This is a genomic window from Cyclobacterium sediminis (genome assembly GCF_054781075.1).
Genome location: NZ_BAAGVC010000010.1, coordinates 200,120 through 212,621, shown reverse-complemented (window position 1 = coordinate 212,621; position 12,502 = coordinate 200,120). Strand labels below are relative to the sequence as shown.

The following is a 12,502-nucleotide window of genomic DNA, read 5'->3' as shown; positions in this document are numbered from 1 at the left end:
ATTTGTGCCCAAGACCTAAGCAATGTGAGTAGTTGATTTTTTATATGTCAAACTTGTGGCTTTCTAAATTTTATTGGTAAATTAAGGAGTTAGTTAAAATATCTAAAGATTGTCATTAATTTTATTTCAGGCTTTCTTGAATCTTTAATACCCCTAATTGCCATGAAAAATCTGAGAACCTTCCTTCTTTTATTGCTCTGTATGTATTCCTGCGGAAAAAAGGAGGTTCAGGACAGTGGCGAAACCAGCCTTAAATCGATCACTTTTGAAAAACTTGACAGTATTAAAATTGACTATTTGGGAAACCCCACTGTACATGATATAGATCCAGTAACCGAAACAGTTCTTTTTATGGAGCATCGGGAATTTTCGGAGGAGATCTTTCTAGCCAATTTTGAGGGGCAACTCCGTACTTCGTTTTCCAAGATGAGAGATGTACCGGATAGTTATGGAGGCCTTATGTCTACTTTAAGGATTGACAGAGACAGTTCATTTATTGCATACGGCTATAATGGTTTTTTGAGGTATGATTTTAGAGGAAAACTTCAATCACGGATCAAACTCAAAGAATTTCAAGCTCCAAACTTTACTAGAAAAGCTATGGGTTTTGGGATGGAAAAATTGGGGGATAAGTATCTATATGTAGATCAGGGATCCCAACACTTGGATTACAGTAGTATAAATGTGTACGAGAAAATGAATCTCATGAATTTGCTAGATCCAGACACAGGGGTAAAGAAACCTTTAATTCAATTTCCAGAGAACAGCATATTCAGAAGTGGAAAGTACTTTTTTAGAGATTCCTGGACACCGGCATTTTCTGTATCAGATGATCTGATATATGTAGCCTTTGGTGTAGAGCCGGTCATATACTTATATCAGAGCTACCATCCATATTCGTTGGTTTCAAGTATTCCGCTCGATTTACCTTGCTACCAAAATTATAAAGGGACGGATCGTTATGTAATTGATCTTAGTTTATGGGAAACTTCGGGGAAAATAGATAATATTAAGAGAATAGATGGACCTTTTGTTGTGGCATATTCTCAAGGTTATAATGAAATGGACTTAATGGAATTATCTACTAATAAATTACCTGAGGAATCAAGGGATTTTCGGCAAAAGATGCGTGAAAAATATCCATCCCGGATTGCTATCCTGGACTCACTAGGACATTTGGTCAGTGATTTCGACACAAAAGGAATGTTGGCCCAAAGCATGTTGGTCCGGAGCGGTGAACTCTGGATGATGGAAAAGCCTGATGAAGAAGTGGAAAAGGATTATTTCCGGGTGTTTCGGGTGGGTTTGAAGGTTGTTGAGTAGATTGGATCAATTAGAAAATTTAAACAGATCTCGCAAAGCCGCAAAGTCGCAAAGAAATGCCCCCTTTGCGTCTTGGCGCCTTAGCGAGCAAATCAATAGGACGCATTCGTTTTCAGGAAAGAGTTTCACGCAGAGCCGCAAAGTCGCAAAGAATTTTTTATTACTCTTTAAATAAATTAAAACCCTAAAATAACTGATCAAAGGCACAAGTATTCAAAATATGATAAATTCTTTCCTTTGCGTCTTGGCGCCTTAGCGAGAATTCTTTTTTCTTAGCGTCTCAGCGCCTTAGCGAGCAAATCAATAGGACGCATTCGTTTTCCGGAAAGAGTTTCACGCAGAGCCGCAAAGTCGCAAAGAATTATTTTAACTCTTTAAATAAATTAAAACCCTAAAATAACTGATCAAAGGCACAAGTATTCAAAATATGATAAATTCTTTCCTTTGCGTCTTGGCGCCTTAGCGAGAATTCTTTTTTCTTAGCGTCTCAGCGCCTTAGCGAGCAAATAAACAGGGACGCATTCGTTTTCCGGAAAGAGTGTCACGCAGAGCCGCAAAGTCGCAAAGAATTTTTTATTACTCTTTAATTAAAATAAAACCTTAAAATAACTGATCAAAGGCACAAGTACACAAAATAAGGTACATTTCAACCTTTGCGCCTTGGCGTCTTAGCGAGAATACTTTTTTCTTAACGACTCAGCGCTTGAGCGAGCAAATAAATAGGACGCATCCGTTTTCAGGAATGAATTGCACGCAGAGCCGCAAAGTCGCAGAGATTTTTTTTACTTTTTAAATGAAATATAACCTTAAAATAACTGATCAAAGGCAAAATATTCAAAATATGATAAATTCTGTCCTTAGCGTCTCAGCGCCTTAGCGAGAGTTCATTTTTCTTAACGTCTCAGCGTCTTAGCGAGAAAATAAAAATGAACGCATTCGTTTTCCGGAAAGAGTTTCACGCAGAGTCGCAAAGTCTCAAAGAAATGTTTTTTACCCTTTAATAAAAATATTATCCTAAAAGTATCCTTATCAGCTTTGCGTCTCAGCGTCTTAGCGAGAATTATTTTTTCCTTAGCGCCACTGTACCTTTGCGAGAAAATATATACATAATTCAGGTACTCTCCCTAATAATAATCTGTGGCTTAATAATTTCAGACCGGATTGGGTGGGGCTCTCCCAAAAGTTGGATCTCCTCCAAAATGATTTGAGCAGCCAATTCTCCCATTTCAAAAGAAGGTTGGGACATAGTTGTGATGGCAGGCCGTATAAAGCGACTGGTTTCATCGTCTCCAAAACCTGCAATAGATAGCTGATCAGGTATTTTTATCCCTAGATTTTCCGCAGCATGAATAGTGCCAATGGCCAGAATATCGGCAAAACAAAGGATACCGTCTGGTTTTATTTGCAAACCCCATAGTTTTTCCAATGCCCTGCCGGCTTGGTCAAATCTAAAATCTTCTACTTCCACAACATATTCTTCCTTATATGGAAGTGCGGCTTCTTTCAAGGCATCTTGAAAACCTTTTTGCCTATCCCGACATACATCCAAGGACAATGGACCACAGATATACGCAATATTTTTTCTTCCTTTACTAATCAAATGTTTTGTGATGGTATAGGCACCGTTTTTATCGTCAGTCCGTACTTTGGATGCGGTTAAATTTTTGCAAGTTCTTTCCAACATTACCACCGGAATTCCTCTATTAATTACATCCTGAACATGAATAAAATTCTTTGTTTCTTTAGAGAAAGCTATGATAATGCCATCCACCTTGCTATTGGCTAGTGTTTCTACAATTTCGGCTTCCTTGGTAAAGGATTCTCCAGATTGAAAAATCATCACTTTATATCCTTTACTATAAGCAATGTTTTAAATTCCTGAAATCGAATTGGACCAGAAGTAACGGTTGATTGTTGGGACCACTACACCTATAATCTTGGATTTTTTGCTGCTAAGGCTACTTGCAAGGAGGTTAGGATGATAGTCCATTTCTTTGGCCATCTCAAGAACAGCCATTTTTGTTTCTTTCTTTATTTCAGTGGAACCTCTTAAAGCTCTTGACACCGTGGCAACGGATACATTTAATTTTTTGGCAATATCTTTTATGGTAATGGGTTTGGACATAAAATTTTGGGCTTGATTATAAACTGTAAAAATAAACTAACTAATAATACTAATTCTGGATAAAAGCCAATTTACTATTTTTTAATAAAAGTAAGCTTTTATTGCTCATTTCCTAAATGATAACGTTATCGAAAACGTTTGCAGTATAAAAAATTAATTTACGTTAAAAAATCTATTATAATGATTGGTAAATTTGCGTAGTTTAGAATTTAATTTTGACCCCTATGGGTCGTATAACTTTGGTATTTTAACTTAAAATAAACCCAAAATGAAAAGAAAACTACTTTTATTCCTATGCCTTGCTTTATTGTTAGGTTTCGGGGAATCTTATGCACAATCCGTGCAAGTAAAAGGTACGGTCACAGATGATTCGGATTTGCCCGTACCCGGAGTAAGTATCCTGGTGAAAGGAACCAGTCAAGGAACTGTGACAGATATTGATGGCAACTACAAATTGAGTGTGCCAAACGCGCAATCTGTACTGGTTTTCTCCTTTCTAGGCTTTAAAAATCAGGAAGTGACTGTAGGAAACCAAGACAATATTGATGTCAAGCTTGAATCTGAGATCTCTGATCTTGGAGAAGTGGTGGTAGTGGGCTATGGTACACAGAAAAAATCTGACTTAACCGGTGCTGTCGCTACTGTAGGTGGTCGAGACCTGGCCAATAGAAGAACAGCCACTGTATCTCAAGCTTTACAGGGTCAGGTTTCCGGCGTAATGGTAACCCGTAGTAACAGTGCACCCGGCTCTTCCGCCAATATCCGAATTCGTGGAATTACAACCATTGGGGATAGTAACCCACTGATCATTATGGATGGAGTTCCTGTAAACAGTATAGACCATATCAATCCCAATGATATTGAAAATATTTCAGTGCTAAAAGATGCAGCTTCAGCGTCTATTTATGGATCAAGGGCCGCTGCCGGTGTGATTTTGGTAACGACAAAGAGGGCCAAAAAGGGTGAGTTGAGCCTGAATTATAATTTTGAATATGGTACAGAAGTACCTACTAGAATACCGGAATATGTGAATGTAACCCGGTATATGGAGATGGTAAATGAATTGAGATGGAATGACAACGGGAATGATGGCAACGAGTATCCCTTATACCCCAAGGATATGGTTGACAACTATATGGAGTTGAATGCCTCCAATCCGGATTTGTACCCCAATACAGATTGGGTAGGTTTGATTCTGAAGAAAAGTGCGCCCAGACAACGACATTCATTGGATATTTCGGGAGGAACAGATGCTATCCGTACCAAAGCCTCTTTTGTTTATGACAAATTTGATGCTTTGTATGAAGGAAGGACCTTTGAAAGATTTACTGCCAGGGTAAATACGGATGGAAATATCACGAAGAAACTTGGCTTTACAGCAGATATTTTTCTTAGGAGAGAGATTTTGAATCAGCCAAGTATGGATCCCATCTATATGATGAATATTTCAGCACCGGTTTATGCTGCAGAATGGCAGGATGGCAGGGTTGCTGAAGGAAAAACCGGAGCAAACATTTACGGCCAGTTAAAGTATGGCGGTTCTCGGCAAAATTGGGAAAACCAAGTGGGTGGTCGATTAGGGTTAAATTATGAAATTGCCAAAGGTTTAAAAATATCTGCCATCGCTTCCCCTAATTTTGGTTTTAACAAGGGGAAAAATTTCCAGAAAAAAGTAAGTTATACTGCATGGGATGATCCTACAGTTACTTTAGGAAATCTTCAGTGGGCCAATTCTACTTATTTAGGTGAGAGTAGGAATGACAATTACCAGTTGACTACCCAGTTGCTGTTAAATTATGACAAAGTTTTTGGCAAACATACCTTGAATGTCTTGGCAGGAAACGAAAGTTTTCAAGCTTTTTATGAAAACCTTTCTGCCTCTAGAGATCAGTTTTTATTGGACAACTACCCTTACCTGAACTTGGGGCCATTGGAATATAGAAACAATGGAGGAAATGCTTATGAAAATGCTTACAATTCTTGGTTTGGAAGGTTTTCCTACAACTATGACAGTAAATATTTTATCCAAGGAAACTTACGTTACGATGCCTCCTCTCGCTTTGCCAGAGATTATCGCTGGGGTTCCTTCCCTTCCTTCTCAGCAGGTTGGGTACTGTCTGAGGAAGACTTTTTGAAAAGCAATGAGGCCATTTCCTTTCTTAAGTTGAGAGGTTCTTATGGTACTTTAGGTAACGAACGAATTGGTAATTACCCTTATCAGTCAACCATAGGGTTTAGCAACGTTTTGTTTCATCAAGGTTCCAATGTGGTTTCATCTCAGTCTTCTGCACAGTGGCAATATGCCATTCCTAATATTTCTTGGGAAAAGACTTCATCCTATAATATAGGTTTTGATGCAAACTTTTTGAATTATCGATTGAGACTTTCAGCTGAGTATTTTGAAAAGACTACCAGTGATATGCTCTTGCCATTAGAGATTCCTGATTATATCGGTTTTGATAACCCTGACCAAAACACAGGTAAAATGAACACCAAAGGCTGGGAATTTGACCTTGGCTGGGCGGATGATATCAATGAGTTGGGATACAGTGTGAGCTTTAACCTTTCGGATTTCAAATCAGTGATGGGAGATCTTGGTGGGATCCAATTCTTAGGAAGTCAAGTTAGGAAACAAGGATCAGAATTCGATGAATGGTATGGTTATGTTTCCCAGGGTTTGTACCAAACCCAAGAAGAGGTGGACAATTCTCCGGTAATGAATGCCAATGTAGGGCCGGGAGATGTAAAATACCTAGACATCAGCGGTCCGAATGGAGAACCTGATGGAAAAATTAGTCCTGAATATGACAGGACTTTGTTGGGAGGTAGCATGCCAAGGTTATTGTATGGAGGTAATATACAGTTGGATTTTAGAAACTTTGATTTCGGTCTTGTGATTCAAGGAGTGGGAAAACAAAATAGTCGCTTGTCAGGATTGATGGTGGAACCGATCTATGAAAACTGGGGATCTGTGCCTCAAATTCTAGATGGTAATTACTGGAGTACTTACAATACTTTGGCAGAAAATGAGACTGTGAGTTATCCTAGACTTACCCGAAATAGCCGTTCAAATAACTATACCATGTCTGATTTTTGGCTGATCAATGGTGCCTATTTCAGGTTGAAAAACATTTCCTTGGGATACACCCTTCCTACTACCATAGCAGAAAAGTTGGGCATGCAAAATATTAGGGTTTATGGCAATGCAACAGATTTGTTAACGCTTGATAATTATCCCAAAGGATGGGATCCGGAAGTTTCTACCACAGGTTATCCGATTACCTCTTCTTTTCTAATGGGTGTTTCTGTTCAATTTTAAACCAACTTTACCATGAAATTAAAATCAATATTATATTCCACGCTTTTGGTAGGAATGGTGGGCTGTGCTGATCTAGACTTGAATCCATTATCAGAAGGTTCGAGTGAAGCCTGGTATTCCAATGCCACAGAAGTTGAAATGTCAGTTAACGATATATTTAGAAGTGTATTTTGGCAAGGCTATGAAGATAGCTGGACGGATGACTTTACCAATAGGGAAGCCTTGACCCCTGTGACCAATGCCACAATAAATGGAGAGTGGGGGACCTTAAATACACTTTGGGCCAATACCTATAAAGTTATAGCCCGGTCTAACACTTTATTGTTAAACATGGACAAAATCCAAGGAACAGTTCCTCAAGCCACCATTGACAAGTTCAAGGGAAATGCGCATTTTGTTAGGGCTGCTAAGTATGGAGAGCTAGTTTTTTACTTTGGGGATGTCATTTACTCTACAGATATCTTAAGTTTGGAAGAGGCTTTCACCATGGGAAGGACCGACAAAAATACAGTAAAGGAAGCGGTCTATCAGGATTTTGACATTGCAGCTAGTATGCTTCCCGAATCTTATGGTTCTTCAGAAAATAAATTGGCCACTAAAGGTGCAGCTTATGCCATGAAGGCGAGATTTGCCTTGCAGATGGGCGATTTTGCCATAGCTAGGGATGCAGCAAAAGCCTGTATGGACCTGGGTGTTCATGAATTGTATCCCGATTATGAGGAATTGTTTCTTACTAGTACAAGAAATCCGAGTGAAGTAATTTTTGCCATGCCAAGGTCTCGATCGCTGAATGTAACCTGGAGTGTAAGAAATTACCTGCCCAGAAATGTTGGAGGCTGGGGTGGCGCTTTTGCCCCTTCTTGGGACCTGTTTCATGCTTACTTATGTACAGATGGCTTGCCTATAGATGAATCCCCTTTATATGACCCTAGAAACCCTTTTGAAAATAGGGATCCAAGGTGTGCTGCTACAATTGTACCTTTTCAATCTCGGCATTTGAATTTCACGTATCAGCCGCATCCGGATACCATTCAGGTGATGAATTTCAATACCGGAAGCTACCAAACCAATAATGACACACGATCTGTAGCAGCTTTTGCTTCATTCAATGGTTTGCTCAGGAAGAAAGGAGTGGATGAAGATTGGTTATTGAATTATCAAGCAGAGAATGATGAAATATTAATGCGCTATGCAGATGTATTGTTAATGTATGCTGAGGCAAAAATTGAATTGGGAGAGATAGATGCAAGTGTGCATGATGCCATGAACGCAGTCCGTGCTAGGGCTTATGGTGTGGACAAGGGAGAGGTAACCCAATACCCGGAGATTACCACCACCGATCAAGCAGCTTTAAGAACAATACTTAGAACTGAAAGAAGAATGGAATTTGGTTTTGAAGGTGTCAGGTACAGTGACATCATTCGATGGAAAATTGCTGAAAAAGTGCTCAATAGAGATGTTTATGGTATGCTGGACGTGGCAGAATTAAAGGATAAAGTGATCGATCAAGACCTATGGTTTTTCCCGATGACACCTGAGATTGATGAAGATGGCGTGGCAGACTTGTCTCCAATGTATGAAGCAGGCTTGGTAAAACGACTTGCCATCAGACAATTTGAGGCACCCAAACAATACCTTTGGCCTATCCCTTCAAAAGAGATCTTGATTAATAGTAACTTGGAACAAAACCCAGGGTATTAATTAAAATATATTGAATTCCGGTCGGGTGAATTAAGGTTTCCCGACCGGATCATTTACAAATGCTAAATTCATTCTTGGAAAGATTTTTGGCGGATCAATTAATACCTGTGGAATGAAAAAGTATATACATCCTTTAGTGGTAGTTGCCTGGGTATTGCTACCTTATCTTGGTATTGGCCAATCTGAGACTAATGGGAAAAAACCAAATATCATCTTTATATATACAGATGATTTGAGATTTGATGGGCTCGGGGCTAATGGAAACCGATATATCATCACCCCAATGTTAAACCAAATGGCAGAAAAGGCTGTACGATTCAATCAGGCCAATGTGGTGTTTTCCTTGTGTAGCCCCAGTAGAGCAGCCCTATTAACGGGAAGATATGGCAGTGCCAACGGAGTGCTAGAGCTAGGAAGTGATTTAAATGAGGGTGAATTAACGGTCGCCGAATATTTGAGAGAAGCAGGGTACCATACAGGAATGTCGGGTAAATGGCATCTTGGAAAAGAGCCTAAAACCTTGGGGTTTGATTTTTCTGTTTTCTTTAAAGGCAATGGCACCTATTATGGCAGAACCATAAATGATGAGGGTGACATAAAGAAGGTAGAGAGACACTGCGACCTTTATTGTGCTGAACGGGCAGTGGATTTTATTAAGCATGCAGCTAAAAAAGAAACGCCATTTTTCCTTTTCCACAATACCCAATTGCCACATATGAATGGAGATTTAATTTGGGATGCCCGAAAGGAGACCAAAAGAAAATACCGGGTTTCGGAAATGCCTGTTGCCAAAAGCCGCCTAGATGATCTTTCAGGAAAGCCGGAATACCTTAAATCTGTAAGAAACCGTAGCCAAGCAAAAGCATATGGGTATCCGGATAGCCTGGCTATTCAAAAACATACCTTGGATTATTATTCAGTAATTACTGAAATGGATGATTATCTCAGCTTGCTGTTTGAAACAATAGAAGAGCTTGGTTTGAATGAAAATACTTATGTGTTTTTTATGAGTGACAATGGTTGGATGTTAGGTGAACATGGCTTTACAAGTAAAGTATTGCCCTATCAACCATCCACCCAAGTACCCCTTTTTGTAATTGGCCCTGATTTAAAACCAACGGATTTAGATCATTTGGTAGTCAATATTGATATTGCTCCAACTATATTGGAATTGGCAGGCATTCAGTTACCGGAAAACTTACACGGTGAAAGCCTATTCCCACTTTTAAAGAAAGAACCTGTAGATTGGAGGGAATCTTTTGTATACGAGGGGTTAGGTACTTATGGCGGAGCTTTGCCGAATTTAACAGTAATCAACAAAGATTTTCGTTATATTGAAACCTTTGAAAACAGTAGCTTGGAAACAGTTATTTTTCAAGAGTTTTATGATCAAATAAAGGACCCATTGGAAGAAAACAATCTGATCGGTTCATCGAAAATTCAAGCAAAAGTTATTGCTGCCAAAGAACTTATCGAGGCACATAAAAGTAAGGTGTTAAAAAAGTAATTTAACTTCAGAATCAAAATAGTTGAAATGAAAAAAAATAGATTTCTGTATTTGTTATCGCTAATGATTTTGGCGACTTCAGCCTGTCAACAAGAAGAGGCCGAAAGCGCTGATAAACATCGATCCATTAGTGGTATTTACCCACATTTAGCTTATTATAATAATGAAGGGGAATGTGGGACAGGCGCCGTGGTTCCTTGGGCGGACAAGCTTTGGGTAATCACATATGGGCCTCATTTGCCATTTGGCTCCTCTGATAAACTTTATGAGATAGATCAAGACTTGAATATGAACATCCGGCCTGAGAGTATAGGGGGCACTCCGGCCAATCGTATGATTCACAAAGAAACGGAGCAATTGTTTATAGGCCCGTATGCAATAGGGAAAAATGGAGAAGTAAGGACCATACCCTATACAGCTATGCCGGGTAGGCATACTGGGAATGCCAGACACCTGACAGACCCGGCCAATAAAATCTACTATGCCAGTATGGAAGAAGGCTTTTATGAGGTGGATGTGCATGACCTTTCTGTTAAACAGTTCTATGAAGATGGAAATGTAACCAACAAAAAAAAGAATGACACTGATGCCAACCCTGCAGGAAGCCTCCTTAAAGGAGCCCATGGCAAGGGGTATTATTCAGGTCAAGGGGTAACGGTTTATTCCAACAATGGAGAGTCCGGAGGTTTGGCTCAAAAGCAATTTGACATAGAAGCAGGTTCGCTTTCTGAATGGGATGGAGAGGATTGGAAACTTGTTCGTAGAAATCAATTTGTAGAAGTTACCGGTCCCGGAGGCATTTATGGCAATGAAAACCCGGCCACAGATCCAATTTGGGCTACAGGTTGGGATCACAAGTCAGTAATTCTTGCTGCTAGGGATGCTGAAAAAGGTTGGTCTTTTTATCGCTTGCCAAAAGCCAGTCACAGTTATGATGGAGCCCATGGATGGAATACCGAGTGGCCAAGAATTCGAAATGTTGGAAAAGAAGGTGAACCGGATTACCTTATGACCATGCATGGTATGTTTTGGAGATTTCCCGAAAGTTTTCAAGAGGGTAATACTGCGGGAATTAGGCCGAGATCGGCTTACCTGAAAGTGATTGGAGATTTTACCCGTTGGAAAGATGGGTTGGTATTTGGAACCGATGATTCTGCCAATAAGGAGTTTTTAAATAAAAGAAGCGCCAAAGGGAATATACAGGGCCCCGGACAATCCAATTCTAACCTTTGGTTTGGTGACATGGATTTGCCTGATGCACTAGGCCCAAATACAGCCAATGGTGCCCTGTGGCTGAATGAAGAGGTGAAGGCAAATACTCCCTCTGATCCCATGTTATTTGCCGGTTGGGAAAACAGAAATCTTTGGATTAACAATGAGGGAAAAACCAAAGTGAGTTTTGTCATTGAAATGGATGCTAAAGGAGATGGCAACTGGAGAATGCTTAAGGAGGAAGAGATTGAAGCCGGAGAAAGTGCCAGGCTTTATTTTGACAAGACCACCAAAGGAGAATGGATACGTTTGACAGCCAAGCAAAATACTACAGTTACTGCCCATATGGCCTTTTCCAATCCTGATGATAGAAAAGCAATGCAAACAGGGATTTTCGAAGGGGTCAATACGATAGAAAAGAATGATTTTACCGGAGGATTTTTGTATGGGCTAGGAGATGATCGCAGAAAGTTAGGTCTGGTTGCCAAATCCTATCAAGATGGTCAGCCCACCGATATTGGCTATTATGAAATGGACGATAAATTTCAATTGGTAAAAGTGGATGATCCCACTACCCAGCAGTTTATCAATGACAATTTTCAGATTCCTAAAAATGTGTTTGAAGTAGACGAAGCTTCAGTTTTGATCATTGATGACAAGGGTAGAAGGTGGCGTTTACCTAAGGGAGATGACAGGTACACAGAACCTTCCTTAGCCGGTAACCTTAGAATTGACAGAGAAGTGGCTACCGAAAGAGATTTGTTCAATTGCCATGGTACTTTCTATGAATTGCCTGCTGAAAATGCAGATGGATACGCAAAAATCAGACCTGTGGCTTCCCATCAATTGAAAATCAATGATTATGCTTCTTTTAGAGGGATGCTGCTGCTAACCGGTGTTAATCCGGAAGCTGCTAGTTCTAATGAACATATAGTGGTGTCTGACGATGGCGAAGTAGCTGTTTGGACCGGAGCAATTGATGATCTTTGGCAATTGGGAAAACCTGTAGGAAAAGGCGGACCGTGGGCAAATTCTGATATTAAAACCGGTGAACCATCCGACCCCTATTTGTTTGCATTTTATGACAAGCGTACACTAGAGCTGCGTCATGATGCCAAAGAGGCCGTAACATTTACAATTCAAATGGAACCAATAGGTCATGGACCTTGGATGGATTATAAAGAGGTAACCGTACCTGCAGGCGAAACACATGTGGAACAATTTCCTGAAGGAATTGAAGCCAGGTGGGTAAGATTGGTTGGTGACCAAGATTGTAAAGCAAGTGCACAATTTACTTACAAATAACAAATAAAAG

At 39.9% G+C, this 12,502-nt stretch carries 7 protein-coding genes; 5 read left to right on the top strand and 2 right to left on the bottom strand.

Annotated elements, in window-relative coordinates; genetic code table 11:
- The first annotated feature begins 162 nt into the window (after positions 1 to 162).
- On the top strand, positions 163 to 1,323 hold the full coding sequence (locus tag ACYVHJ_RS12310; protein ID WP_460515172.1) for a hypothetical protein: 1,161 nt from the start codon (positions 163 to 165) through the stop codon (positions 1,321 to 1,323).
- 1,111 nt (positions 1,324 to 2,434) lie between these two features.
- On the opposite strand, the gene ACYVHJ_RS12305 is transcribed toward ACYVHJ_RS12310, so the two are convergent.
- Together ACYVHJ_RS12305 and ACYVHJ_RS12300 are read right to left on the bottom strand one after the other, a co-directional pair.
- Positions 2,435 to 3,166 (bottom strand): LacI family DNA-binding transcriptional regulator, encoded by a 732-nt coding sequence (locus ACYVHJ_RS12305; protein WP_460515170.1) that lies wholly within the window; start codon positions 3,164 to 3,166, stop codon positions 2,435 to 2,437.
- 27 nt (positions 3,167 to 3,193) lie between these two features.
- Positions 3,194 to 3,448 (bottom strand): LacI family DNA-binding transcriptional regulator, encoded by a 255-nt coding sequence (locus tag ACYVHJ_RS12300; RefSeq protein ID WP_460515168.1) that lies wholly within the window; start codon positions 3,446 to 3,448, stop codon positions 3,194 to 3,196.
- Positions 3,449 to 3,716: 268 nt separating this feature from the next.
- On the opposite strand from ACYVHJ_RS12300, the gene ACYVHJ_RS12295 reads away from it, so the two are divergent.
- From ACYVHJ_RS12295 to ACYVHJ_RS12280, 4 genes are all read left to right on the top strand, one after another.
- Positions 3,717 to 6,767 (top strand): SusC/RagA family TonB-linked outer membrane protein, encoded by a 3,051-nt coding sequence (locus ACYVHJ_RS12295; protein WP_460515166.1) that lies wholly within the window; start codon positions 3,717 to 3,719, stop codon positions 6,765 to 6,767.
- A 12-nt stretch (positions 6,768 to 6,779) separates the two neighbouring features.
- The gene (locus ACYVHJ_RS12290) at positions 6,780 to 8,468 is read left to right on the top strand and encodes a RagB/SusD family nutrient uptake outer membrane protein (protein WP_460515164.1); all 1,689 of its coding nucleotides are present in this window, start codon (positions 6,780 to 6,782) and stop codon (positions 8,466 to 8,468) included.
- Positions 8,469 to 8,580: 112 nt separating this feature from the next.
- Positions 8,581 to 9,975, top strand: a complete 1,395-nt coding sequence (locus tag ACYVHJ_RS12285) for an alkaline phosphatase family protein (RefSeq protein WP_460515162.1) — start codon at positions 8,581 to 8,583, stop codon at positions 9,973 to 9,975.
- 27 nt (positions 9,976 to 10,002) lie between these two features.
- Positions 10,003 to 12,492 carry a hypothetical protein gene (locus ACYVHJ_RS12280; RefSeq protein WP_460515160.1) on the top strand — a complete coding sequence of 830 codons (2,490 nt, stop codon included), beginning with the start codon at positions 10,003 to 10,005 and terminating at the stop codon, positions 12,490 to 12,492.
- Positions 12,493 to 12,502 lie beyond the last annotated feature (10 nt).

Bases quoted from the DNA above. Each gene is read 5' to 3' on its own strand.
- ACYVHJ_RS12310 (WP_460515172.1), top strand. From the start codon at position 163: ATGAAAAATCTGAGAACCTTCCTTCTTTTATTGCTCTGTATGTATTCC.
- ACYVHJ_RS12300 (WP_460515168.1), bottom strand. From the start codon at position 3,448: ATGTCCAAACCCATTACCATAAAAGATATTGCCAAAAAATTAAATGTA.
- ACYVHJ_RS12295 (WP_460515166.1), top strand. From the start codon at position 3,717: ATGAAAAGAAAACTACTTTTATTCCTATGCCTTGCTTTATTGTTAGGT.
- ACYVHJ_RS12290 (WP_460515164.1), top strand. From the start codon at position 6,780: ATGAAATTAAAATCAATATTATATTCCACGCTTTTGGTAGGAATGGTG.
- ACYVHJ_RS12285 (WP_460515162.1), top strand. From the start codon at position 8,581: ATGAAAAAGTATATACATCCTTTAGTGGTAGTTGCCTGGGTATTGCTA.
- ACYVHJ_RS12280 (WP_460515160.1), top strand. From the start codon at position 10,003: ATGAAAAAAAATAGATTTCTGTATTTGTTATCGCTAATGATTTTGGCG.